Genomic DNA, 25,035 nt, shown 5'->3' on the forward strand with positions numbered 1-25,035 from the left:
TCTATTGTCGCGCCGAAAATCCCTACGGACAACACGACAGCGCAGCTGTTATATCAATCCTGTCTGACCTTAGCAAGCAGCCCAAAGACTTAAACTTTTACCAGACAGACGAACTAACTTAGCGGCACAAAAAATAGCTGGCAAGTAGCATTTCACTTACCAGCATCAGTTTTATCAATACTTCTTGCGATCCGTCACTATTTTGACGCTACCGGCTGTGCCCCGAAGGCAGGATTTTGCAAAGCAATGGCTAAAACATCATCAATTCGTTTAACCGGATGAATTTCCAGATCGGCGATAACATTGTCTGGAATCTCTTCCAAATCACGTTTGTTATCATCTGGGATCAACACAACTTTAATCCCACCACGGTGAGCGGCCAACAATTTCTCTTTCAAACCACCAATTGGCAATACCAGCCCACGTAAGGTGATTTCACCGGTCATTGCAACATCTGCCCGCACCGGGTTGCCGGTCAAACAAGAAACCAGCGCTGTACACATCGCAATACCCGCGCTCGGCCCATCTTTCGGCGTCGCCCCTTCTGGCACATGCACGTGGATGTCGCGTTTTTCGTAGAAATCAGGGTTAATGCCTAATTTATCTGCACGCGCACGGACCACGGTCAATGCCGCCTGAATGGATTCTTGCATGACTTCACCCAATGAACCGGTGTAAGTCAGTTTACCTTTACCTGGCACACATGCGGTTTCGATGGTCAGCAAATCACCACCCACTTCTGTCCATGCCAGGCCAGTCACTTGACCGACACGGTTTTCAGTGTCTGCGCGACCATAATCGACTTTCTGCACGCCCAGGAAGTCTTTCAGGTTGTCACCGGTAATTTCAATGTGCTTAACCGTTTTATCCATAAGCAGATTTTTTACTGCCTTACGGCACAGTTTGGAGATTTCGCGCTCCAGACTACGCACCCCAGCCTCACGGGTGTAATAACGGATAATGCTCATGATCGCACTGTCATCGATGGTGAGTTCACCTTTCTTAATGGCGTTGCGCTCAAATTGTTTTGGCAGCAAATGCTGCTTGGCAATATTGAGTTTCTCATCTTCGGTATAACCGGACAGACGAATCACTTCCATACGGTCCAGCAACGGCGCCGGAATATTCATGGAGTTAGAGGTTGCAACAAACATCACATCCGACAGATCGTAATCCACTTCCAGATAGTGATCGTTAAATGCCACGTTTTGCTCTGGGTCTAACACTTCCAGCAATGCTGACGCCGGATCACCACGCATATCGGATGCCATTTTATCGATCTCATCCAATAGGAAGAGTGGGTTTTTTACCCCAACTTTTGCCATTTTCTGGATCAATTTACCCGGCATAGAGCCAATATAAGTACGACGATGACCACGGATCTCTGCTTCGTCACGTACTCCACCCAGCGCCATACGCACATATTGCCGGCCTGTCGCCCGAGCAATAGATTGCCCCAGCGAGGTTTTACCCACCCCAGGAGGCCCTACCAGACACAAGATTGGCCCTTTGATTTTGCTGACCCGGCTCTGGACTGCGAGATATTCCAAAATACGATCTTTAACGCGTTCCAAGCCGTAATGATCGGTATCCAGAACTTCCTGCGCTTTTACCAAGTCTTTTTTAACTTTGCTGCGACTGTTCCACGGCACCTGCAACATCCAATCAATGTAACCACGAACGACAGTGGCCTCCGCCGACATTGGTGACATCATTTTCAGTTTTTGCAGTTCAGCTTCGGTTTTTTCGCGGGCATCTTTCGGCATTTTAGCCGCTTCGATTTTGCGTTTTAGCGCTTCATGTTCGTCAGGTGCATCGTCCATCTCGCCCAGTTCTTTCTGAATGGCTTTCATTTGCTCATTCAAATAGTACTCGCGCTGGCTCTTTTCCATCTGCTTTTTGACACGATTACGAATCCGCTTTTCAACCTGCAACAGATCGATTTCGGATTCCATCATTGCCATCAGATATTCCAGACGTTCGGTCACATCGAACATTTCCAGAACAGCTTGTTTGTCATTTAACTTCAACGGCATATGTGCCGCGATAGTGTCAGCCAGACGTGCTGCATCATCAATACTGTGCAACGAAGCCAAGACTTCCGGTGGGATCTTTTTGTTCAGTTTGATATAGCCTTCAAACTGATTAATCGCCGTGCGGACCAGCACTTCTTGCTCACGATCGTCCATTACCGGCGATTCAAGATATTCCGCCTGAGCAGCAAAATGCTCACCGCTGTCGGAAAGCGTGGTGATACGCGCACGCTGTAGCCCTTCAACCAGCACTTTTACCGTGCCATCAGGCAATTTCAGCATTTGTAGAATCGAGGCTACGGTGCCGACTGAAAACAGATCATTGATACCAGGCTCATCCGTCGAGGCTTCTTTCTGCGCAACCAGCATGATTTTTTTATCATGGTCCATTGCAGCTTCCAGGCACCGAATCGACTTTTCCCGGCCAACAAACAGTGGGATCACCATATGCGGATAAACCACCACATCGCGCAGAGGCAATACGGGGATTTCTATGCGTTCGGAACGCTCAGGGTTCATAGAGCTCTCTCTTAGTTTAGCTTCCGCCAGATTACTGGGAATCTCGTGAAACACGAGTCATCACGAGTTTCACTAAATAGGTAATTGAGTATATGGGGACGAATGTCTTACATTCAACGATTACAATGCGAGGAAAAAGAAATGGGGGATAAAATCCCCCATTGTCATACTAACCATCTGGATTATTTGGCTAATTATTCGCCAGAAGCTTGTGCTTCCGGTTGGCCATAAATCAGCATTGGTGCAGATTGACCAGCAATAACTGATTCATCTACTACCACTTTTTCCACACTTTCCATTGACGGTAAATCGTACATGGTATCGAGCAAAGCACCTTCTACGATAGAACGCAGGCCACGAGCACCTGTTTTACGGGCCATCGCTTTCTTGGCAATAGCGGTCAGCGCTTCATCACGGAACTCAAGTTCCACACCTTCAAGATTGAACAATGCCTGATATTGTTTAGTCAGCGCATTTTTCGGTTCTTTCAGGATCTGAATCAGTGCGTCTTCACTCAATTCACTCAAGGTTGCAACCACGGGTAAACGACCAATAAATTCAGGGATTAAACCGAATTTAATCAAGTCTTCCGGCTCAGCCTGGCTCAATAACTCGCCTTCTGTCGCCTTTTCTGACTTGCCTTTTACCGTGGCCCCGAAGCCAATACCACTGCCGGTGTTAATGCGCTGCCCGATAACTTTATCCAGACCCGCAAAAGCACCACCACAGATAAACAGAATCTTAGAGGTATCAACCTGCAAAAATTCTTGCTGTGGATGCTTACGACCACCTTGCGGTGGTACGGCAGCGATAGTCCCTTCGATCAATTTCAACAGCGCCTGCTGCACACCTTCACCCGAAACATCCCGAGTAATAGATGGGTTATCAGACTTACGTGAAATCTTATCAATTTCATCGATATAGACGATGCCACGTTGCGCTTTCTGGACGTCGTAATCACATTTCTGTAGCAGCTTCTGAATGATGTTTTCAACATCTTCACCCACGTAACCAGCTTCGGTCAGTGTGGTCGCATCTGCCATAGTAAACGGCACATCCAGGAACCGAGCCAATGTTTCCGCTAACAGCGTTTTACCACTACCCGTCGGACCAATCAGCAGAATATTACTTTTACCCAACTCGATACCATTACTGGTATCGCCATTGCGTAACCGCTTGTAATGGTTATACACAGCAACAGCCAGCACTTTTTTCGCCGGTTCCTGCCCAATGACATAATCATCAAGATGGCGACGAATTTCATGCGGCGTTGGCAGTGAACTACGCTCCCGGTGCGGCGCAACTTCTTTGATCTCTTCGCGAATAATGTCGTTACACAAATCGACACATTCATCGCAGATATACACTGACGGCCCGGCAATTAGCTTACGCACTTCATGCTGGCTTTTGCCGCAGAAAGAGCAATACAGCAGCTTTCCAGAACCGTCTTTGCGCTTATCTGTCATCAGTAAACCTCTTCTTCAGTATCTGCCACATCTGAAACTATGCGGCAGGGAGACTATTCTCGCTATTTCTGTACGCCACGTTAGCTTTCAACGGACAGCCGATATAATGGGTAGTGTACAAACAATACGCAATCGGGCCTTATTCAGCACTCGATTTGTTCTCGTTACATTCACTATATATTTACATTAACTATAGTATATCGGCCCACAGAAATAAGTCGTTAGTCACGACGGGTGAACACAGAATCAACTAAACCGTATTCTACAGCCTCATCAGCTGACAAGAAACGGTCACGCTCAGTGTCTCTCTCTATTTCTTCAAGAGATTTACCCGTGTGTTTTGCCATCAGTTCATTCATGCGTGATTTCACTTTCAAAATCTCTTTGGCATGAATTTCAATATCTGTAGCTTGTCCCTGGAAACCGCCCAACGGTTGGTGAATCATGACCCGTGAATTCGGCAAGCAGAAACGTTTACCCTTAGCACCCGCAGTCAACAGAAATGCACCCATTGAACATGCCTGGCCCATACAAATCGTGCTGACATCCGGCTTGATGAATTGCATGGTGTCATAAATTGACATCCCAGCAGTAATCACTCCGCCCGGTGAGTTGATATACAGGAAGATGTCTTTTTCTGGATTCTCTGCTTCCAGAAACAGCATTTGCGCTGTGATCAGGTTGGCCATATGGTCTTCAACCTGGCCTGTCAGGAAAATGATACGCTCTTTCAGCAGACGGGAGAAAATATCGTAAGAACGTTCCCCACGTGAAGTCTGCTCAACCACCATTGGCACCAGAGCCATGTTAGGTGCAAATTGATCTCGTTCGCCACTGTATGACATTACCGTCTCCTAATAGAATTTACTTTGGCGCCATTCATAACCGATTCTACTTGAGATAAGGAATGATGACTATGTTCATGCGTGCAAACAGTCCGGTTATCCAGACCTATTCTGACGGCGGTAATCAGCCAGTGTTTCATATGAACGTCTGTTAGATTAATTGGGGGATTAATATTCATTTTCAAGCCCCAGCGATATTTTTTTAGCCTAACAACCCTCTTTTTAACCTGAAAACTGCCCACCATCTCTGCCGTAATCACGACGCCCTATTGATTATTTATCTGTTGAGCACTTCATTTTACTTTTCAAATATAGCGCAGATTGCAGCGAAACATGCCAGATTAATCATACTATTGAGGGATAATTGTTACTAAAAGAAAAAGCCCGTGACCATAGGGCTACGGGCTTTTTCAATACACCAGATAAATTATATCCAGTTTGATACGCTAAAAAACATTACGCCGTAGTGGTCTGATTCATCAGCTCACTGAAAGTCGTTGGTTTTTCAGTTACTTTGGCTTTAGAAAGCAGAGTTTCTACTGCTTGTTCTTCCAGAGCAACATTGCGCATATTGTTCATCAGCTCTTTGTTTTTGCTGTAGAACTCAATAACTTCTTGTGGATCTTCGTACGCAGAAGCCATTTCTTCGATCAGTGCTTTAACACGATCTTCATCTGCTTTCAGTTCGTGCTGGCTGATAACTTCGCCCAGCAACAGACCGACAACAACGCGACGTTTAGCTTGTTCTTCGAACAATTCACGTGGCAATTCAGCAGCTTGTTTCTCGTTACCACCGAAACGCTGTGCAGCCTGACGGCGCAGAACGTCGATTTCACCTTCAACCAGTGCAGCTGGAACATCGATTTCGTTCGCGCTAACCAGACCGTCGATTGCCTGAGTTTTAACACGGTTACGTACCGCGCCTTTCAGCTCGCGTTCCATGTTTTTACGCACTTCAGCACGCAGACCTGCTACTGAACCATCAGCAACGCCGAAACGTTTGATGAATTCTTCAGTCAGTTCTGGCAGCTCACGCACTTCAACTTTCTTCAACACGATGTCGAATTTAGCTGATTTACCTTTCAGGTTTTCTGCGTGGTAATCTTCTGGGAAGTTTACGTCGATGGTGAATTCTTCACCGGCTTTATGGCCGATTACACCTTCTTCGAAACCTGGGATCATACGACCCTGGCCCATTGCTAACACGAAATCAGTCGCTTTACCGCCTTCGAAAACTTCACCGTCGATAGAACCGGTGAAATCCAGAGTTGCGCGATCTTCAGCAGTTGCTGCAGCGTCAGTTTCTTTCCAGGTAGCTTGTTGCTTACGCAGAGTTTCCAGCATGGTATCAACGTCAGCGTCGTTTACTTCAACAACTGGCTTTTCTACTTCAATGCTTTCCAGATCTTTCAGCTCAACTTCCGGATACACTTCGAACTCAACGGAATAAGTAAAATCTTCACCCTCTTTGTACTGGCCCGGCACGTAGTTAGGTGCGCCAGCTGGGTTGATTTTTTCTTTAATGATCGCGTCAACGAAATTACGTTGCATCAGATCACCCAGTACGTCCTGGCGAACAGATGCGCCGTAACGCTGTTCAACGATGTTCATTGGCACGTGGCCTTTACGGAAACCGTCGATACGAACATTTTTAGCAGCTTTAACTAATTCGCTTTTTACGGCTTTTTCAATGCTGTCAGCAGCAACAGTAATTGTTACACGGCGGCCAAGGCCTTGGGTGGTTTCAACAGAAACTTGCATCTTGTTACCTCAAAAAAATCACAGTGCTCGGTCAACTCCAGAAGCTGCAAACGAAGCAGCACCATTTCCCTTTCAGGAATGATGCGAACTCTGAAAACACCCTCTAAGAACCGGGACGGCCGCATTAAACAGAACCGAGTATCCCAGATGTCAGAAGCGTCCCGAAACCATTCCGGAAAAATAAGACGCGACATTATAGCGGCGCACAAGGTATGAGTCGAGGAAAGCAAGCGAATGTTGTCGCGGTAAAATTCACGCGTGAATCGTTCCCTCGGCTAAAACTCCTGTGGCGCACTAATGAAATGAAGATGTCGCCTATATAGAAACACAAGCGGCTCTAGGGCCGCCTGCAAAATTCTCACCTACTAATACCCTAAATCATATCGGAATGACTACTGTTATCAGCCCGATTTAATTAATCTGGCAACTGAGCTAATGCGCCCGAGCCACGACAAGAGGGCGAAGCTGGCACAGTGTCTTGCAATCCAGCCCACTCTTTCAGGGTGTATGTGTGTAAGGCCAGCGCATGAACAGTGCTCGCCAGTTCCTCAGCCAATGCACTATAAATCGCACGGTGGCGATTGAGAAAGCGTTGATCTTGAAATTTATCGCTAACGATCACAATTTTAAAATGACTTTCCGAACCAGCAGGAACATTGTGGCGGTAACTTTCATTAATTACCTCCAGATGATCCGGTTCGAATGCCGCTTTTAGTTTTTCTTCAATTTGTTCTCGAATCAAAATCATCATGCTCTCCTTACTGCTGAGGCAGAAAACTGCCCACTCGGTATTGCAACACACGTTCTATTGCAATATTAGTGTATTTTCGCTGTTTTATAACATTTCAGATACAAAATATCCCGAATATCTCACTGCGACCGGTTCTGGCGAAAAGGCTCTTCTTCTCATCAACCAAAATACGATTTGCAAGGGCTTTAAATTAAATGACAGGCCATTCGGGGGAAAAACGTATTTTTTGGTGAATTTCTCTACATCGGGATCTTCCACCAGCCACTCGCAGTGCTATGATGTCGCCACTGCAAACTCGCAAAATAACATGGCTGCTATCCCGCTCTGATTATTAAAGAATTCCATAACTATTGAGAAAGTGAACATGCTAAAGAAAATTCTTTTCCCGCTGTTGGCTGTTTTTATACTGGCGGGCTGTGCTGCCAGTAACAACACCTTGAACGTTACCCCGAAAGTCGTCTTGCCACCCCAAGACCCAACACTGATGGGAGTGACTATCAGTATTAATGGTGCCGATCAGCGCCAAGATGCTGCCCTGGCTAAAGTGAATCGTGATGGACAACTGGTGGTATTAACACCGTCTCGTGATCTGCGTTTCCTGTTACAAGAAGTGCTTGAGAAACAAATGACTGCCCGTGGTTATATGATTGGTACCAATGCGCCGGTTGATCTGCAAATTGTCGTGAATCAACTGTTCGCTGATGTGCAAGAAGGCAACCTTCGCTACAACATCACCACCAAAGCCGATATTTCTATCACTGCTACCGCGAAAAACGGCAACAAGCAGGTTAAAAACTACCGTGCCAGCTATAACGTTCAGGGCGCATTCACTGCAACTAACGAAAAAATCACTAATGCTGTTAATACCGTGCTGAGTGATGTTATTGCAGATATGGCGCAAGACACCAGCGTCAGCAGCTTTATCAAACAAAATGCCCGCTAATCTGCTCTTTGCTTAACATTATTACTGCTTAACAGAATGCTCCACCCTGTTGATAGGGTGGAGCACGTAGGTCTCACATGCCCAATCGCTATTCGAACCTTTTTACCCAACGTAATTCGCTTGTTCTTTTGTTGTTGGGATTTGCCTCAGGCCTCCCTTTAGCCCTTACAGGCGGGACATTGCAAGCCTGGATGACGGTTGAAAACGTCAGCCTGAAAACTATTGGGATTTTTTCGCTGGTCGGCCAAGCCTACGTTTTTAAGTTCCTCTGGTCCCCACTGATGGACCGCTACACCCCTTCCTTTCTGGGGCGTCGCCGTGGCTGGTTGATCATCAGTCAGCTGTTATTAATTGTCGCCATTATCGCCATGGGCTTTATGGAACCGGCTAAACATTTATGGTGGCTGGCCGCTATCGCCGTGCTGGTTGCATTCTGTTCTGCATCGCAAGATATTGTTTTTGATGCCTATAAAACTGATTTACTGACAGCGGAAGAGCGCGGTACCGGTGCCGCAGTGTCGGTATTGGGCTATCGCCTCGCCATGTTGGTGTCTGGTGGGCTGGCACTGTGGATAGCGGATCGTTATCTCGGCTGGCAATCCACTTACTGGCTGATGGCCGGGTTAATGCTCATTGGGGTATTTGCCACGTTATTTGCCCCAGAACCCGATATTCGTATTGCTCCGCCGAAAACCCTGGAACAGGCAATCGTCGAACCGTTGCGTGACTTTTTTGGTCGCAACAATGCCTGGCTGATTCTGCTGCTTATCGTGTTGTACAAAATGGGTGATGCTTTTGCGGCTAGCTTAAGTACCACTTTTTTGATCCGAGGGGTCGGATTCGATGCAGGCGAAGTTGGGTTGGTCAATAAAACCCTGGGATTAATCGCCACCATTATTGGCGCACTGTATGGCGGTTTGCTGATGCAACGCCTGAGTTTATTCCGGGCATTGATGATATTTGGCATTTTACAAGCCATATCCAACATTGGTTATTGGCTGCTATCCATTACAGATAAAAATATCTTCTCCATGGGCAGTGCCATATTCCTGGAAAACCTGTGTGGTGGGATGGGGACGGCAGCCTTTGTCGCTCTGTTGATGACGCTTTGCAACAAATCTTTCTCGGCCACGCAATTTGCTTTGTTATCAGCACTCTCTGCTGTGGGTCGGGTATATGTTGGCCCAATAGCGGGGTGGTTTGTTGAAACACATGGCTGGCCATTGTTCTATTTATTCTCTATTGCTGCTGCCATTCCTGGACTCTTACTGCTCTATATCTGCCGCCAGACCTTGGAATACACACAAAAAACCGATGAATTTATGCCCAGAACAGAGTTTAAAACAGCTTATCGGTGGGCATTGCGTTTTCTAACCATTGGCTGCGTATTATTAGCTGCATGGCTGATTTTACTCATATGTAACGCATTAGATTGGACGTCGGCTTCAGATGTGGCCGATACACTGCTACTGCGTGGCATTCAGCTCAGTGTGGTTGGTATGGTTCTGGGTGGCGTATTGGATTATCTTGCGCTTAGACGTGAGAAATTAGCGTAATAAACCACATTTAAATATGAAAGCTGGCACATGTGCCGGCTTTTTTTATGGTTACAAAACAAACCACCTGAACACATCATCGCCATTATTTTGATATGAATCACAAATTTCAGTAACACTTGCAAAATATTATTCACAAAACGAGATCCATATCACTTTCAACTATTTATCCTTTCGTGCTCTGAGACTATGATGAGCGCACTTTTTGTTAAGGACAGTGTCCTTTTATTTCTTCTGGCATCTTTCAACCACACAGAGGCATTTATGCGTAAAATTCTTATCGGCGCTGTGGCGCTGACTGCGATCACGTTGGCTCCGGCCGTCCAAGCTGAATATCAGTGGGGTTTTGCTAATATCAGCATGAACTACCTTGACTGGACTCGCAGCACTACGCATAAATCCGGTGGTTCTTCGCATAAAGATGACTTTGCGTATATTGAGTTGGAAGGTGGTGCAGGTTATAGCTGGGGCGAGATTTACGGTTTCTTTGATTTAGAAAACCCATTCAATTCGAAAACAGCACAACCAGGCGATAACCAGCGTTATACCTTTAAAACAACAGGTCGCTACTATTTAGGCGATTCTGGTTTCAACCTTTATGGCCATATTTATGGCACTTACTCACTGCCCAGCGCTGAGGGTAACGATTACAGCAACTTCCATGAAGTGAATACCTTGTACGGTATCGGCTACAACGCCACTGTTGCCGGTGTGTGGATGAAACCCTTTGTTGCGCTGCACTATGTTGATCAGACTTATTACTCAGGTAATAACGGTTATGTGGTGGGTTGGGTTGCCGGTTATGACTTTACTGCATTCGACGAAAACTTCAGCATCACCAACTGGAACGAACTGGAGTTCAACCGAGCTGAGCGCTATGCCGCAGGTAACGGTGGTCGTAATGGGGTGAACGGTGCTCTTGCTCTTTGGTGGACTCCAATTAAGCAATTCACCACGGGTATTCAGTACCGATATGCTTATAACAAATTAGGCGAAGATTTTTTACAAGATGGTATCGTGTATTCCATTAAATATAATTTCTAGCTAAATGATTCCGGGGTACCTATTTTTAGCACTCCGGAATATATTTTAATTTACCGTGGCATCACATATTATTTACATAAAATAAGCCCAGGTAATAAATAAAAATCAGTATTTCCCGTGAATAAAAGCGTAATAACCGTTGTTTTTCCTTAACATCCGCCGTTTTACAGCCCCCCACCTTCGCCAACATATTGTTGCGATTAGTAAATTGTCACGCAAGGTAACATCTGTGACCCCCTTAACATAAAGTGTCAACAAGCCGCTGACACAATCTTAAGCATGTTTACAGTCCTGCAACCTTCCCGTAAAATGCCCGCACACATGAAACGACAATAGAGCCCTTTTGTAATTGAGGTCGTTAGATGAGACTTAAGAAATACATTAAAAATATGGGTATGTTGTCTATATTAGCAGCCACGGTAATGCTCAGTGGTTGCGATATGGTATTGATGAACCCCAAAGGCGCAATCGGAGTCGAGCAAAAAACACTGATACTGACAGCTATCGGTTTAATGTTGATCGTCGTAGTTCCGGTTATTTTTATGGCGTTTGCTTTTGCATGGAAGTACCGCGCGTCCAACAAAAGTGCGACCTATACCCCAAACTGGTCCCATTCCAACAAAATTGAGCTTGTTGTATGGGCTGTTCCAATCATTATCATTGCTATTTTGGCAACGATAACCTGGAAAACCTCCCACGAACTTGACCCGTTCAAGCCGCTCGAAGTAGCGGGTAAAGAACCAATCACTATTGAAGTGGTTTCCCTGGACTGGAAATGGCTGTTTATCTATCCAGAGCAAGGTATCGCTACAGTAAATGAACTGGCTTTCCCTACTGATGTTCCGGTGAACTTTAAAATCACCTCTAACTCGGTCATGAACTCGTTCTTTATCCCTCAGTTAGGCGGGCAGATTTATGCGATGGCCGGGATGCAAACCAAACTGCATCTGATTGCCAACGAAGCCGGTAAATACAATGGTATTTCCAGTAGCTTCAGTGGCAAAGGCTTCTCTGGTATGAAATTCACTGCGATCGCAACACCTACGCAGGAAGACTTCAACCAGTGGGTCGCACAGGTGAAAAAATCGCCGAACACTCTGAATACTACTGACGATTTCAATAAACTGGCTGAACCGAGCGAAAATAACCCGGTTGAGTATTTCTCCAGTGTTAAACCGGAGCTGTTTAAAGGAATTATTGGCAAGTTTATGGGTGATATGAACATGCACAAGAAAGGCGATGATACCCATTCAGGTATGGATATGAGCCAGGGCATGGATATGGGCGAACACGCCGCTCACGCCGGAGCCGAGGAATAAAACGATGTTGGGAAAATTAACACTTGATGCGGTTCCGCTACACGAACCAATCATTATGGTTACCGTTGCTGCAATTGTTCTGGGCGGGGCGGCTCTTGTTGCCCTCCTGACCTATTTCGGCAAGTGGAAATGGTTATGGAGCGAATGGCTGACCTCGGTTGACCATAAAAAAATCGGTATCATGTACATTCTGGTCGCCATGGTCATGCTTCTGCGTGGTTTTGCCGACGCCATCATGATGCGTAGTCAGCAAGCACTTGCTTCAGCTGGTGAAGCTGGCTTCCTGCCGCCTCATCACTACGATCAGATTTTCACCGCTCACGGCGTTATCATGATTTTCTTCATGGCGATGCCTTTCGTAGTGGGCCTGATGAACGTGGTCGTACCGCTACAAATCGGTGCTCGTGACGTTGCCTTCCCGTTCCTTAACTCCCTGAGTTTTTGGTTCTTTGTCGTCGGGGTGGTGTTAATTAACATTTCTCTGGGGGTCGGTGAATTCGCGCAAACCGGTTGGTTGGCCTATCCGCCATTGTCAGGTAAAGAGTACAACCCAGGTGTCGGGGTCGATTACTGGATCTGGAGTTTACAGATTTCTGGTTTAGGTACCTTGCTGACCGGTGTTAACTTCTTCGCCACTATTTTGAAAATGCGTGCTCCTGGCATGTCGATGATGAAGATGCCTGTCTTCACATGGGCGGCACTTTGCACCAACATTTTGATTATCGTTTCTTTCCCGATCCTGACTGTGACCGTCGCGTTACTGACTCTGGACCGCTACCTTGGCACCCATTTCTTTACCAATGATATGGGTGGCAACATGATGATGTACATCAACCTGATTTGGGCCTGGGGCCATCCGGAAGTGTACATTCTGGTTCTGCCGGTATTCGGGGTATTCTCCGAAGTTACTGCGACCTTCTCAAGAAAACGTCTGTTTGGTTATACCTCTTTAGTCTGGGCAACCATCGCGATTACCGTACTGTCGTTTATTGTTTGGCTACACCACTTCTTTACTATGGGGTCAGGTGCCAACGTTAACGCCTTCTTCGGTATAGCGACGATGATTATTTCTATCCCAACAGGGGTGAAAATATTCAACTGGCTGTTCACCATGTACCAAGGCCGTATTCAGTTTAACTCCGCGATGCTGTGGACTGTTGGCTTCATCATCACCTTCTCTATTGGTGGGATGACCGGTGTTCTGTTGGCGGTACCGGGCGCAAACTTCGTGCTGCATAACAGCTTGTTCCTGATTGCTCACTTCCATAACGTGATTATCGGTGGTGTGGTGTTCGGTTGCTTCGCTGGCCTGACTTACTGGTGGCCTAAGTCCTTCGGCTTTACGCTGAATGAGAAATGGGGCATCCGTGCATTCTGGTTCTGGATTATCGGCTTCTTCGTTGCCTTTATGCCGCTGTACGTATTGGGCTTTATGGGTATGACCCGTCGTCTGAGCCAGGATATCAACCCGGAATTCCACCCGATGTTGATGGTAGCAGCAGGCGGTGCAGCACTGATTGCTTGCGGTATCTTGTGTCAGGTTATCCAGGTGTTCGTCAGTATCCGTGACCGCGAACAAAATCGCGATCTGACTGGTGACCCATGGGGTGGCCGTACGCTGGAGTGGTCTACCTCTTCCCCACCGCCATTCTATAACTTCGCCGTTGTACCTGAAGTGACAGACCGTGACGAATTCTGGGATATGAAAGAGAAAGGCGAAGCATACAAACGCCCAGCGAAATACGAAGAAATCCACATGCCGAAGAATACCGGTGCAGGTGTGATTATTGCTGGCTTCAGCTTGATCTTCGGCTTTGCTATGATCTGGTACATCTGGTGGCTGGCCATTGTTGGCTTCGTCGGCATGATTGTGACCTGGATTGTGAAAAGCTTCGACGAGGATGTTGATTACTATGTGCCGGTTGCAGAAGTGGAGCGCATTGAAGATCTTCATCATGAACAAATCAGCAAAGCAGGCGTGAATCATGTCAACTGAAACTCTGACTAACCATAACGTCGCCCATGCAGAGCATGGGCATCACGATGCAGGAGCGACGAAAGTCTTCGGCTTCTGGATCTACCTGATGAGCGACTGCATTTTGTTTGCGACATTGTTTGCAACTTATGCAGTGCTGGTAAACGGGACAGCTGGCGGCCCTTCAGGCCGGGATATCTTCGACTTGAACTTTGTTCTGGTTGAAACCTTCCTGTTGCTGTTCAGTAGTATTACTTACGGCATCGCTATGCTGGGCATGAACAAAGGCCACAAAAATCAGGTTAATACCTGGTTAGGTCTGACCTTCCTGTTCGGTCTGGGCTTTGTGGCAATGGAAATCTATGAATTCCATCACCTGATTGCTGAAGGCTACGGCCCGGATCGCAGTGCGTTCCTGTCTAGCTTCTTCGCGCTGGTTGCCACCCACGGTATTCACGTTACCGCTGGCCTGGTTTGGATCATCATTATGATGATTCAAGTAGCAAAACGCGGCCTGAATGAAACGAACCGTACCCGCCTGATGTGCCTGAGCTTGTTCTGGCACTTCCTGGATGTGGTCTGGATCTGCGTATTCACCGTTGTCTATCTGTTAGGAGCTATGTGATGAGCCATCCAACATCTAGTCATTCAACAACGACTCACGGTGGAGCCAGCCACGGTAGCTTGAAGTCATATATTATTGGCTTCATTCTGTCGGTTATTCTGACAGTTATTCCATTCGCTATGGTGATGAGTGGTACCGCCTCCCATACGACTATTCTGGCCACAGTGGTCGGTTTAGCCGTGGTGCAGATTATTGTGCACCTGGTGTACTTCCTGCATATGAATGGATCGTCCGAAGAACGTTGGAATCTGGTGGCGTTCCTGTTCACCGCTATGATTATCGCAATCGTTGTTGTGGGCTCACTCTGGATTATGTACAACCTCAACATCAATATGATGGTTGACTGAAGAGCTGCATGTGATGATTAAGCAATACCTGCAAGTAACTAAACCAGGAATTATTTTCGGCAATTTAATTTCTGTCGTTGGGGGATTTCTCCTCGCTTCCAAAGGCGTGATTGATTACCCACTTTTTCTCGCCACCCTGTTCGGTGTCTCGTTAGTTGTTGCCTCCGGGTGTGTATTTAACAACTATATCGACCGTGATATCGACCGCATCATGGAGAGAACGAAGAATCGTGTCCTGGTAAAAGGGCTTATCGATCCGAAAGTGAGCCTGATTTATGCTTCGATACTGGGTATTGCTGGCATGCTGCTGCTCTATGTTGGCGCTAACCCGTTAGCCATGTGGCTGGCTGTAATTGGTTTCGTGATTTATGTCGGGGTTTATAGCCTCTACATGAAACGCAAATCCGTCTACGGCACATTGATTGGCAGCTTATCAGGTGCCGCACCTCCAGTGATTGGTTACTGTGCCGTTACCGGACAGTTCGATATGGGTGCTTTGATCCTGTTGCTTATCTTCAGCCTGTGGCAAATGCCACACTCATATGCCATCGCGATTTTCCGCTTTAAGGATTATCAAGCTGCCAACATTCCGGTTTTGCCGGTGATAAAAGGAATATCGGTCACCAAAAACCATATTACCCTTTATATCTTGGCATTTATGGTTGCCACCTTAATGCTGACCTTAAGTGGCTATGCCGGTTATAAATACCTGGTTGTCGCTGCTGCGGTAAGTGTCTGGTGGTTGGGTATGGCGTTGCGCGGTTACAAAGCGACCAATGACAGCGTATGGGCGAGAAAACTCTTTGTATTCTCTATCATTGCTATTACGTCATTGAGCGTCATGATGTCGGTTGATTTCAATGTTCCTTCCTCGGCTGGATTACTGACTTACGTCGGATAACTTCAACCCTGTAGTGATAAAAATGGCTGGCGGGCTATTCCTGGCAGCCATTTTTTATTTCTCCTCTACCCTACTGTTATCTAAAAACTCGCCTGTAATACATTCTAAACATCAATAGATTTACCCACTGGCCCTAACATCATTACAATGGCGCAGAATGTTTTTTTGAGGTGGTAATGAACGACAATAAAATGACCCCGCTAGAGCTCCGGGCAACCTGGGGGCTGGGTACGGTATTTTCTTTGCGCATGCTCGGCATGTTTATGGTTCTCCCCGTTCTCACCACTTATGGCATGGCGCTTTCCGGTGCCAGCGAAGCATTGATTGGTATCGCCATTGGCATTTACGGTCTGGCTCAGGCCATTTTTCAGATTCCATTTGGGCTGGTTTCTGATCGTATTGGCCGTAAGCCGCTGATCGTTGGTGGCCTACTGATATTTGCACTGGGAAGTATGATTGCCGCACTGAGTGATTCTATCTGGGGCATCATTCTGGGTCGCGCATTACAGGGCTCAGGTGCTATCGCTGCCGCAGTCATGGCACTGCTGTCTGATTTGACTCGTGAGCAAAACCGTACCAAAGCAATGGCATTTATCGGTGTTAGCTTTGGTATTACTTTTGCCATCGCGATGGTGCTGGGGCCAATTATCACTCACGCTTTTGGCTTGCATGCTCTGTTCTGGGCAATAGCGGTACTGGCACTATTCGGTATTGTTATTACATTAGCCGTGGTACCGGATGCCGATAGCCATGTACTTAACCGCGAATCCAGTATCGTCAAAGGTAGCGTGAGCAAAGTACTCAATAACAGCCGGCTACTCAAACTCAATTTCGGCATCATGTGCTTGCACATCTTATTGATGTCGAGCTTCGTTGCTTTACCACAGATTATGGCCAGTGCAGGTTTAGCTCCAGCCCAACACTGGATTGTCTATCTGGTGACCATGTTGGTTTCCTTCGCTGCAGTCGTGCCGTTTATTATTTATGCTGAAGTCAAACGCAGGATGAAGCAGGTCTTTATGGGCTGTGTCGCTGTGCTGTTTGCCGCCGAAGTGGTGCTGTGGTCTGCCGGGCAACAGCTGTGGGTCATCATTGCCGGTGTACAGTTATTTTTCATTGCTTTCAATGTGATGGAAGCAATATTGCCATCATTGATCAGTAAAGAATCGCCAGCAGGCTATAAAGGCACCGCCATGGGGATTTACTCCACCAGCCAGTTTATTGGGGTGGCTATCGGTGGCAGTTTAGGCGGATGGCTTTTTGGTATGGAAGGGGCAAGTATGGTATTTGCCGCTGGGGCGGTTATCGCGCTGGTGTGGTTTGGCGTGAGTGCCACTATGCAAGAGCCACCTTATGTCAGTAGCTTGCGAATTACCTTGTCCGAATTGGCGGTAAAAGACTCAGCGTTAGAAGAACGAATTAGAGCACAACCTGGTGTCACTGAAGCGGTAGTGGTGAGAGCCGAGCGCAGCGCTTATATCAAAGTGGATACCAAAAAAACCAATCGCAGCCAGCTAGAAGAATTGGTCAACGCGATATAAACAAAAGCAGGTACAAAAGTGATCGATACTTTTGTACCTGATTTAGCTAAATATTAGTCGCGGAAGTTATTGAACTGGAATGGCTGGCCCAGATCAGCGCCACGAATTAATGCCATCACACTCTGCAAATCATCACGGGCTTTGCCGGTGACCCGCACTTGTTCGCCCTGAATTTGTGCCTGAACTTTCAGCTTGCTGTCTTTAATCAGCTTAACCAGCTTCTTCGCCTGCACACTTTCAATACCTTGCTTCAACTTGGCTTCCACACTGTAGGTTTTGCCACTGCGATCCATTTCTTCCGGGATCTCCAGTGCCGCCCCTTCAATGCCACGCTTAGTCAGTTGAGCACGTAAAATATCCAACAGTTGCTCGACCTGAAAATCAGATTCACTGGCAACTTTGATACTTTCGTTCTTTTCATTTAACTCAAAACTCGCTGGAATATTACGAAAATCCCAACGGTTCGCCAGATCACGGGTGGCGTTTTCAACTGCGTTACGCACTTCCTGCATATCAATTTCAGATACGATGTCGAAAGATGGCATATTCCCTCCTCCTGATAAGATGAATGGCGAGCATAATAACCGCTTTATCCCTACAGACAAAGCCAAGCCGCTGACAATTACTCAACTTACACTTTGTTCTTAGCAGAGCCAATGTATAGCTAACTCTGCGTTTAATGACCAAAAAGTCTATAATCAAAGCATAACACTTAGAAACAAGCAGTATGCTTTCCGCCTACACCAAGGAGGTCTCAATGAAAATTACTGTGCTTGGTTGCGGAGCTCTCGGGCAGTTATGGTTATCAGCGCTCTACCAGCAGGGTCACGATGTGCAAGGCTGGCTTCGTGTGCCACAGCCCTTCTGTTCAGTTAATGTCATATTGTTAGGCGGCGAGGCATTCAATCAAAATCTCCCCACTAACGATCCTGAGCATTTGTCGAAAAGTGAATTATTACTGGTTTGCTTAAAAGCGTGGCAAGTTTCCAGTGCAATCACGGCCTTACTGCCTAAGCTTAATCCCGAATGTAAGATTTTACTGCTACATAATGGGATGGGTACGCAGGAAGAATTACCCAGAGATGATCATCTCTTTCTCCACGGTGTAACCACTCATGCTGCGCGCCGTGATGGCAACACAATTGTCCATGTCGCCAGCGGTATCACCCATATTGGCCCGATGTCTCCTATTGCAACCGATATCAGTAACCTGGCAGATATCTTACATCAGGCTTTGCCGGACGTGGCCTGGCACGATGATATCTCGGCGGCCTGCTGGCAAAAACTGGCAGTAAACTGCGTGATTAATCCGCTTACCGGCCTGCATAACTGCCGTAATGGTGATTTGCAGCGCTATCCAGAGCTGATTGAGCGGTTATGCGCGGAGGTCGCCAGTGTGATGGAGATGGAGGGCTATCATACCTCAACAGAAAGTCTGCTTAGCTACGTCAACAATGTTATCCAGAGTACCGCCGATAATGTCTCGTCACTGCTACAGGATTTGCGTTGCCAGCGGCATACTGAGATTGACTACATCACCGGTTACTTACTACGGCGTGCCAGGAATCACGGTATGACTCTGCCAGAGAATGCCCGGTTGTATGATTTAATTAAACGTAAGGAAAATGAGTATGAGCGTATCGGCGCTGGTTTGCCTGGCTCCTGGTAGTGAAGAAACCGAGGCCGTCACCACGATTGATATTCTGGTGCGCGCAGGTATTAATGTCACAACAGCCAGTGTCGCCAGTGACGGCGCATTGGAAATCGTCTGTTCACGCGGCGTCCGTTTACTGGCCGACACCCGCCTGGTGGATGTGGCCGATCAAAAGTTTGATGTGGTTGTTCTGCCTGGTGGTATTAAGGGAGCGGAATGTTTTCGCGACAGCCCATTGTTAGTTGCTACTGTAGAACAAACGCATAAAGAGGGTCGTTTGGTTGCCGCCATTTGCGCCGCCCCGGCTTTAGTACTTGAGCATCACAAGTTATTCCCAGTGGGCAATATGACTGGGTTTCCGGCATTAAAAGACAAAATTGATTCAACAAAATGGATGGATCAACGTGTTGTTTATGACCGACGAGTCAATCTGGTCACCAGCCAGGGGCCAGGAACGTCCATCGATTTTGCGCTAAAGATTGTTTTTTTACTGCTCGGACGAGAAAAAGCAGAAGAGATCGCCTGGCAGTTGGTACTACCGCCAGGGATTTATAACTACCGAGAATAATAATACTGTGAACTAAGGGGTGACGGCGATACTGCGCAAGCCCAAAATCCACACACGCAGTAGCCGCTAACTATCCCCAACAAGGCGTAGCGAGCGAAAGGAGTTTGGGTGCGCCCTGCGCGCAGAACCCGGAGCGTACAGGTAGTACGTGAGGAGTTCGAGCACAGCGCAATCCCAAAATCCACACGCGCAGTAGCCGCTAACATCCTGCAATAAGGCGTAGCGAGCAAAGTCAGTCTGGGTGCGCCCAGCGCACAGCCAACGGAGCGTACACGCAGTACGTGACGGCGGCGAGCACTGCGCAAGCTCGGAATGGCAAAGCGTAGTAGCCGCTAACTTATCACCTTTAAGGGCGGTAAACTTTCACGTTAGTATACCCCTGCTCACGCAGATACAACGCCTGTAAACGGCTCATTACACCACGGTCGCAATACAACAGATAGCTCTTGCTCTGATCCAAATCGGCAAATTGCGTACTCAGTTTATAAAACGGCAACGCACGTACTTCAATTCCGTCCAGCTTCAGTGGCTTTTCATCTTGCTCATCGGGAGCTCGAATATCCAGCAGCACATCGGTATCCGCCAATTCTGCAACAGTTTCAACTTCAACTACCTGCTCACGACTTTGTTCGGCGATTTCACGGATATCGACGTTTTTGGCTTCGCTGACCACTCGATCCAAAATGGAGAAATCAAAGTGAGATTCTTCTTCTTCAATCTTGGCCTTAACCGCTTTCACCGTCGGGCTTTTTGAAATCACGCCGCAATATTCTGGCATGGTTTTAGCGAAATCTTCGGTACCGATTTCACGCGCCAGATTGATGATGTGCTCTTTGTCATGAGAAATCAGCGGGCGCAAGATCAGGGTGTCAGAGGCATTATCAATTAAACGCAAATTGGTCAGTGTCTGGCTGGATACCTGCCCCAGTGCTTCACCGGTGACTAGCGCCTGCACACCATAGCGCTCAGCCACCTGAGATGCTGCGCGCACCATCATGCGTTTCAACACCACGCCCATCTGACCATCTTCGACTTTTTCGAGGATTTCGCCCACCACCGGTTCGAAATCGATGGCAACAAAACGCACCCGATGGGAGCTACCAAAACGATTCCACAGATAATGAGCCACTTGCTTCACCCCAATCTCATGGGCAGAGCCACCAAGATTGAAGAAACAATAATGCACGCGACAGCCACGACGCATCAGCATATAGCTGGACACACCGGAGTCAAAACCGCCTGAAATCAGAGATAAAACATCTTCCTGCGTACCAATTGGGAAACCACCCAATCCTTCATGACGCGCCTTGATCAGTGTCAGTTTGTCCTGATCAATTTCTAAATGAACGGTCACCTGAGGATGGGTCAGTTTAACTTTGGCACTTTCTATGTGTTGGTTCAGGCCACCACCGACATAGCGCTCGACATCTCCAGAGGAAAATTCATGTTTACCACGACGTTTTACCCGAACACAGAATGTTTTTCCGACCAGTGTTTCGCGATAAGCTTCCAGCGTTTGCTCAAAAATATTGTGCATATCGGTGTAGCTGCGATCTTCCACTTCAAGAATATGGTGAATCCCTGGGACACGAGTCAGGGCATCACAAATCTGTGGGCCAAGATTGTCATCTTTAGTGCGGATTTCAATATGATCCCAATGACGAACCACCGCGAGGGTATCGTCCTCAAGGTTTTTCAATACGTTGCGAATATTGGTTGTGAGGATCTTAATGAAGCGCAATCGCACAGATTGACTCTTGATGGTGATTTCTGGGAACAATTTAATGATAAACTTCATGGCGGTCTTTAGTTGTCTGGTTATGGAGTGATGGCGTCGCTATCGATAGCAACAGTCAAAGGCGTCAGCGAAAACATGCAAGCCGTGGAGTATATCACTATATGATGCGCGGCTGCGTACTAAAAACCAGACTTAAACGTCACGATTTCCCCTTCATTATCCGCTAGAATAGCCGGTAATAAGCTTTTGACCTGAAGAGTTGCTCTCTGTAAGCAGAAAAAAGACGTTACGCGCCATCAAGGTTACGTTTCATAAAAAATATCGAGTCGAATAAAAACTATGCCGAAAAAAGCCGCATCACCTGAAACCAAAGCCGCCAGTTTTGAGACATCGCTCAGCGAACTGGAACAAATCGTTACTCGCCTGGAGTCTGGCGAACTTCCACTGGAAGAAGCGTTAAATGAATTTGAACGAGGTGTACAATTAGCGCGTCTTGGGCAGCAGACATTATTGCAAGCCGAACAGCGCGTTCAGGTTCTCCTGAATGATGAAGTTGATGCGCCACTCGCCCCTTTCACCCCGGATGCTGAGTAGTCTTATGTCTAACACCCCCTCCTCAGTTGATTTCAATCAACAACTTGCCGCACATCAGCAGCGAGTCAATCAGGCTCTGTTGGATTTCATTGCGCCGCTCCCTTTTGGCAATAGTGATCTGGTAGAGGCAATGCGCTATGGCGCTGTGCTGGGTGGTAAGCGGCTGCGCCCTTATCTGGTTTACGCCACTGGCCAAATGTTCGGTCTGCCACTGACCAGTCTGGATGCCCCAGCGGCGGCAATTGAATGTATCCATGCTTATTCATTAATTCATGATGATTTACCGGCGATGGATGATGATGATCTACGCCGTGGGCAACCGACTTGCCATGTGAAGTTTGGTGAAGCCAATGCCATTCTGGCCGGTGATGCCCTGCAAACGCTGGCATTTTCTATCCTGGCAGAAGCACCCATGCCCGATGTGGCTGATAAAGATCGGCTGTCGATGATTGCAGAATTAGCCCATGCCAGCGGTGTTGCCGGTATGTGCGGCGGCCAGGCATTGGATTTGGCAGCAGAATCCCGTCAGATAACACTGGATGACCTTGAGAAGATCCACCGTCATAAAACCGGAGCACTCATTCGTGCCGCAGTTCGTCTCGGTGCGCTGGCTGCTGGTGCCCCTGGGCGTGAAGCCCTCCCCTTACTTGACCGTTATGCCAATGCAATCGGTCTGGCCTTTCAAGTGCAAGACGATATTTTAGACGTTATCGGCGATACAGCTACAATTGGTAAACGCCAAGGTTCTGATCAGCAACACGGGAAAAGCACTTATCCGGCCCTTATGGGGCTAGATTGCGCCAAAGCCAAAGCCACCGATCTTTATCAGGAAGCACTTAGCGCCCTGAATGCGCTGTCGGCGCAATCCTATAACACAGCGCCACTACAGGCGTTAGCCTGCTTTATTATTGAGCGTGATAATTAGAAATATGCTGGCAGTGAGTCAATGCCTACTTAACCTTTTGATATGAGCATCGAATGAGTCTTGATATAGCCAAATACCCGACATTGGCACTTGCAGAAAATCCCGAAGAACTGCGCATGTTGCCGAAAGAAAGTCTGCCGAAGTTATGTGATGAACTGCGGCAGTATTTGCTTGCCTCTGTCAGCCGATCCAGTGGGCATTTTGCCTCAGGGTTAGGTGTGGTCGAGCTGACTGTCGCGTTGCATTACGTCTACAACACGCCGTTTGATAGTTTGGTGTGGGACGTCGGCCATCAGGCTTATCCGCACAAAATATTGACGGGCCGCCGCGAACAAATAGGGACTATTCGCCAAAAAGATGGTTTGCATCCTTTCCCTTGGCGTGGCGAAAGTGAATATGACGTCCTTTCTGTCGGTCACTCCTCAACGTCCATCAGTGCTGGCTTAGGCATGGCGGTAGCTGCGGAGCGTGAAGGTAAAGGGCGGCGTACTGTGTGTGTGATTGGTGATGGTGCTATCACGGCTGGTATGGCTTTTGAAGCCATGAATCATGCAGGCGATATTCACTCAGACATGTTGGTTATTCTTAACGATAACGAAATGTCTATCTCCGAAAACGTAGGCGGCCTGAATAACCATTTGGCGCAGTTATTATCTGGCAAACTCTACGCCAGTCTGCGTGAAGGTGGCAAAAAAGCATTTTCGGGTTTACCGCCGATTAAAGATTTGCTGAAACGTACCGAAGAACATCTGAAAGGCATGGTGGTACCCAGTACCTTATTTGAAGAGTTAGGCTTTAATTATATCGGCCCGGTTGATGGTCACGACGTGCAAGCGCTGACGCAAACATTGAAAAATATGCGCAGCCTGAAAGGCCCACAACTGTTGCATATCATGACCAAAAAGGGCAAAGGCTACGCACCGGCTGAAAAAGATCCCATCGGCTGGCACGCGGTACCAAAATTTGATCCGGCCTCAGGCACACTGCCAAAAAGCCAGGGCAATATCCCCACCTACTCCAAGATTTTTGGGGAATGGTTATGTGAAACCGCCGCCAAAGACAGCCAGTTAATGGCCGTAACGCCAGCAATGCGTGAAGGCTCGGGGATGGTGCGCTTCTCGCGTGAATATCCGCAGCAGTATTTTGATGTGGCGATAGCCGAGCAACATGCGGTGACCTTTGCTGCCGGTCTGGCAATTGGTGGTTATAAACCTATCGTTGCTATCTACTCCACTTTCCTGCAACGGGCTTATGACCAGTTAATCCACGATGTAGCCATCCAGAATCTGCCAGTACTATTCGCCATTGACCGTGGTGGTTTGGTGGGTGCTGATGGCCAAACCCATCAGGGCGCATTTGATCTATCATTCATGCGCTGCATCCCTAACATGGTCATCATGACACCAAGCGATGAGAACGAGTGCCGTCAGATGCTGCACACTGGCTATCACCACAACGGACCAGCGGCGGTACGGTACCCGCGCGGCAATGGTACTGGTGCAGTGCTTGAACCATTGGCAATAATGCCGATTGGTAAAGGGATCGTGCGCCGCGCAGGTGAAAAAGTGGCCATTTTATGCTTTGGAACATTGCTCGCTCAGGCGCAAATCGTCGCCGACAATCTGAATGCCACACTGGTTGATATGCGTTTCGTTAAACCATTGGATGAAGAGTTGGTACTGGAACTGGCTGCCAGCCACCAGATATTGGTTACCGTTGAAGAAAACGCCATTATGGGTGGCGCGGGCAGTGGTGTGAATGAGCTACTAATGGCAAAACGCCAGTTAGTGCCAGTATTGAATCTCGGTTTACCAGACCATTTTGTTCCACAAGGTGAACAGGATGAAATGCGCGCAGAATTCGGTTTGGATGCCGCGGGAATACAGAGTCAGATTGAAGCGTGGCTGGAGTGATAACACTCTCTGAGGCA

Annotated in this window: 21 protein-coding genes; 14 read left to right on the forward strand and 7 right to left on the reverse strand. The window is 47.5% G+C overall.

The annotated features are described in order from the left end of the window. Positions 1-197 precede the first annotated feature (197 nt). The 5 genes from lon to bolA all read right to left on the reverse strand — a co-directional run bounded on the left by lon (position 198) and on the right by bolA (position 7,369). Positions 198-2,552 carry an endopeptidase La gene (gene lon, locus QSV56_RS03565; RefSeq protein ID WP_004707582.1) on the reverse strand — a complete coding sequence of 785 codons (2,355 nt, stop codon included), beginning with the start codon at positions 2,550-2,552 and terminating at the stop codon, positions 198-200. Between the two features lie 194 nt (positions 2,553-2,746). Beyond that, positions 2,747-4,018 (reverse strand): ATP-dependent protease ATP-binding subunit ClpX, encoded by a 1,272-nt coding sequence (gene clpX / locus QSV56_RS03570; protein ID WP_005163503.1) that lies wholly within the window; start codon positions 4,016-4,018, stop codon positions 2,747-2,749. A gap of 221 nt (positions 4,019-4,239) precedes the next feature. Continuing rightward, positions 4,240-4,863, reverse strand: coding sequence for an ATP-dependent Clp endopeptidase proteolytic subunit ClpP (clpP, locus tag QSV56_RS03575; RefSeq protein ID WP_005167636.1), 624 nt, complete (start codon positions 4,861-4,863; stop codon positions 4,240-4,242). Positions 4,864-5,319: 456 nt separating this feature from the next. Then, positions 5,320-6,624 carry a trigger factor gene (gene tig, locus QSV56_RS03580; protein WP_005163508.1) on the reverse strand — a complete coding sequence of 435 codons (1,305 nt, stop codon included), beginning with the start codon at positions 6,622-6,624 and terminating at the stop codon, positions 5,320-5,322. 415 nt (positions 6,625-7,039) lie between these two features. Next, positions 7,040-7,369 (reverse strand): transcriptional regulator BolA, encoded by a 330-nt coding sequence (bolA, locus tag QSV56_RS03585; protein WP_172653975.1) that lies wholly within the window; start codon positions 7,367-7,369, stop codon positions 7,040-7,042. A 370-nt stretch (positions 7,370-7,739) separates the two neighbouring features. On the opposite strand from bolA, the gene QSV56_RS03590 reads away from it, so the two are divergent. From QSV56_RS03590 to QSV56_RS03630, 9 genes are all read left to right on the forward strand, one after another. Beyond that, positions 7,740-8,318, forward strand: a complete 579-nt coding sequence (locus tag QSV56_RS03590) for a lipoprotein (RefSeq protein WP_005167631.1) — start codon at positions 7,740-7,742, stop codon at positions 8,316-8,318. A 77-nt stretch (positions 8,319-8,395) separates the two neighbouring features. Further along, entirely contained in the window at positions 8,396-9,874 is a 1,479-nt protein-coding gene (gene ampG / locus QSV56_RS03595) for a muropeptide MFS transporter AmpG (RefSeq protein WP_301210765.1), read from the forward strand. Positions 9,875-10,138: 264 nt separating this feature from the next. Beyond that, on the forward strand, positions 10,139-10,918 hold the full coding sequence (locus QSV56_RS03600; RefSeq protein WP_013649444.1) for an outer membrane protein OmpK: 780 nt from the start codon (positions 10,139-10,141) through the stop codon (positions 10,916-10,918). 362 nt (positions 10,919-11,280) lie between these two features. After that, positions 11,281-12,237 carry a cytochrome o ubiquinol oxidase subunit II gene (cyoA, locus tag QSV56_RS03605; RefSeq protein WP_019081306.1) on the forward strand — a complete coding sequence of 319 codons (957 nt, stop codon included), beginning with the start codon at positions 11,281-11,283 and terminating at the stop codon, positions 12,235-12,237. A gap of 4 nt (positions 12,238-12,241) precedes the next feature. Next, positions 12,242-14,233, forward strand: a complete 1,992-nt coding sequence (gene cyoB / locus QSV56_RS03610) for a cytochrome o ubiquinol oxidase subunit I (RefSeq protein ID WP_005163523.1) — start codon at positions 12,242-12,244, stop codon at positions 14,231-14,233. Then, positions 14,223-14,837, forward strand: coding sequence for a cytochrome o ubiquinol oxidase subunit III (locus QSV56_RS03615; RefSeq protein WP_005163525.1), 615 nt, complete (start codon positions 14,223-14,225; stop codon positions 14,835-14,837). Before cyoB ends, QSV56_RS03615 begins: the two co-directional genes overlap by 11 nt. Then, positions 14,837-15,184, forward strand: coding sequence for a cytochrome o ubiquinol oxidase subunit IV (locus QSV56_RS03620; protein ID WP_005163527.1), 348 nt, complete (start codon positions 14,837-14,839; stop codon positions 15,182-15,184). The genes QSV56_RS03615 and QSV56_RS03620 overlap by 1 nt, the downstream gene beginning before the upstream one ends. Before the next feature lie 13 nt (positions 15,185-15,197). Next, positions 15,198-16,085: a heme o synthase gene (gene cyoE, locus QSV56_RS03625; protein ID WP_005163530.1), complete on the forward strand. Its 888-nt coding sequence runs from the start codon at positions 15,198-15,200 to the stop codon at positions 16,083-16,085. A 176-nt stretch (positions 16,086-16,261) separates the two neighbouring features. Then, entirely contained in the window at positions 16,262-17,626 is a 1,365-nt protein-coding gene (locus QSV56_RS03630) for an MFS transporter (protein WP_019082538.1), read from the forward strand. 53 nt (positions 17,627-17,679) lie between these two features. On the opposite strand, the gene QSV56_RS03635 is transcribed toward QSV56_RS03630, so the two are convergent. Further along, complete coding sequence (locus QSV56_RS03635) at positions 17,680-18,171, reverse strand: YajQ family cyclic di-GMP-binding protein (protein ID WP_005163537.1); 492 nt, start codon at positions 18,169-18,171, stop codon at positions 17,680-17,682. Positions 18,172-18,383: 212 nt separating this feature from the next. On the opposite strand from QSV56_RS03635, the gene panE reads away from it, so the two are divergent. Then, the gene (gene panE, locus QSV56_RS03640; RefSeq protein WP_046051463.1) at positions 18,384-19,295 is read left to right on the forward strand and encodes a 2-dehydropantoate 2-reductase; all 912 of its coding nucleotides are present in this window, start codon (positions 18,384-18,386) and stop codon (positions 19,293-19,295) included. Then, positions 19,258-19,848 (forward strand): protein deglycase YajL, encoded by a 591-nt coding sequence (gene yajL, locus QSV56_RS03645; protein ID WP_019081310.1) that lies wholly within the window; start codon positions 19,258-19,260, stop codon positions 19,846-19,848. The genes panE and yajL overlap by 38 nt, the downstream gene beginning before the upstream one ends. A gap of 346 nt (positions 19,849-20,194) precedes the next feature. Here yajL and thiI read toward each other — a convergent pair whose 3' ends face one another. Then, positions 20,195-21,646: a tRNA uracil 4-sulfurtransferase ThiI gene (thiI, locus tag QSV56_RS03650; protein ID WP_019081311.1), complete on the reverse strand. Its 1,452-nt coding sequence runs from the start codon at positions 21,644-21,646 to the stop codon at positions 20,195-20,197. A gap of 279 nt (positions 21,647-21,925) precedes the next feature. On the opposite strand from thiI, the gene xseB reads away from it, so the two are divergent. From xseB to dxs, 3 genes are read left to right on the forward strand one after another with little or no spacing between them, the layout of a single operon-like run. Continuing rightward, complete coding sequence (xseB, locus tag QSV56_RS03655) at positions 21,926-22,180, forward strand: exodeoxyribonuclease VII small subunit (RefSeq protein WP_019081312.1); 255 nt, start codon at positions 21,926-21,928, stop codon at positions 22,178-22,180. Positions 22,181-22,184: 4 nt separating this feature from the next. Then, a complete protein-coding gene (ispA, locus tag QSV56_RS03660; protein ID WP_019082535.1) occupies positions 22,185-23,105 on the forward strand; it encodes a (2E,6E)-farnesyl diphosphate synthase in 921 nt (306 codons plus the stop codon). Positions 23,106-23,158: 53 nt separating this feature from the next. After that, a complete protein-coding gene (gene dxs, locus QSV56_RS03665) occupies positions 23,159-25,018 on the forward strand; it encodes a 1-deoxy-D-xylulose-5-phosphate synthase (protein WP_019082534.1) in 1,860 nt (619 codons plus the stop codon). Positions 25,019-25,035 lie beyond the last annotated feature (17 nt).

The organism is Yersinia sp. 22-579, from assembly GCF_030433455.1.
GTDB classification, from domain to species: domain Bacteria; phylum Pseudomonadota; class Gammaproteobacteria; order Enterobacterales; family Enterobacteriaceae; genus Yersinia; species Yersinia enterocolitica.

Coding starts and splice junctions, on each gene's coding strand:
- lon (WP_004707582.1), bottom strand. CDS start 2,552: ATGAACCCTGAGCGTTCCGAACGCATAGAAATCCCCGTATTGCCTCTG.
- clpX (WP_005163503.1), bottom strand. CDS start 4,018: ATGACAGATAAGCGCAAAGACGGTTCTGGAAAGCTGCTGTATTGCTCT.
- clpP (WP_005167636.1), bottom strand. CDS start 4,863: ATGTCATACAGTGGCGAACGAGATCAATTTGCACCTAACATGGCTCTG.
- tig (WP_005163508.1), bottom strand. CDS start 6,624: ATGCAAGTTTCTGTTGAAACCACCCAAGGCCTTGGCCGCCGTGTAACA.
- QSV56_RS03590 (WP_005167631.1), top strand. CDS start 7,740: ATGCTAAAGAAAATTCTTTTCCCGCTGTTGGCTGTTTTTATACTGGCG.
- ampG (WP_301210765.1), top strand. CDS start 8,396: ATGCCCAATCGCTATTCGAACCTTTTTACCCAACGTAATTCGCTTGTT.
- QSV56_RS03600 (WP_013649444.1), top strand. CDS start 10,139: ATGCGTAAAATTCTTATCGGCGCTGTGGCGCTGACTGCGATCACGTTG.
- cyoA (WP_019081306.1), top strand. CDS start 11,281: ATGAGACTTAAGAAATACATTAAAAATATGGGTATGTTGTCTATATTA.
- cyoB (WP_005163523.1), top strand. CDS start 12,242: ATGTTGGGAAAATTAACACTTGATGCGGTTCCGCTACACGAACCAATC.
- QSV56_RS03615 (WP_005163525.1), top strand. CDS start 14,223: ATGTCAACTGAAACTCTGACTAACCATAACGTCGCCCATGCAGAGCAT.
- QSV56_RS03620 (WP_005163527.1), top strand. CDS start 14,837: ATGAGCCATCCAACATCTAGTCATTCAACAACGACTCACGGTGGAGCC.
- cyoE (WP_005163530.1), top strand. CDS start 15,198: ATGATTAAGCAATACCTGCAAGTAACTAAACCAGGAATTATTTTCGGC.
- QSV56_RS03630 (WP_019082538.1), top strand. CDS start 16,262: ATGAACGACAATAAAATGACCCCGCTAGAGCTCCGGGCAACCTGGGGG.
- QSV56_RS03635 (WP_005163537.1), bottom strand. CDS start 18,171: ATGCCATCTTTCGACATCGTATCTGAAATTGATATGCAGGAAGTGCGT.
- panE (WP_046051463.1), top strand. CDS start 18,384: ATGAAAATTACTGTGCTTGGTTGCGGAGCTCTCGGGCAGTTATGGTTA.
- yajL (WP_019081310.1), top strand. CDS start 19,258: ATGAGCGTATCGGCGCTGGTTTGCCTGGCTCCTGGTAGTGAAGAAACC.
- thiI (WP_019081311.1), bottom strand. CDS start 21,646: ATGAAGTTTATCATTAAATTGTTCCCAGAAATCACCATCAAGAGTCAA.
- xseB (WP_019081312.1), top strand. CDS start 21,926: ATGCCGAAAAAAGCCGCATCACCTGAAACCAAAGCCGCCAGTTTTGAG.
- ispA (WP_019082535.1), top strand. CDS start 22,185: ATGTCTAACACCCCCTCCTCAGTTGATTTCAATCAACAACTTGCCGCA.
- dxs (WP_019082534.1), top strand. CDS start 23,159: ATGAGTCTTGATATAGCCAAATACCCGACATTGGCACTTGCAGAAAAT.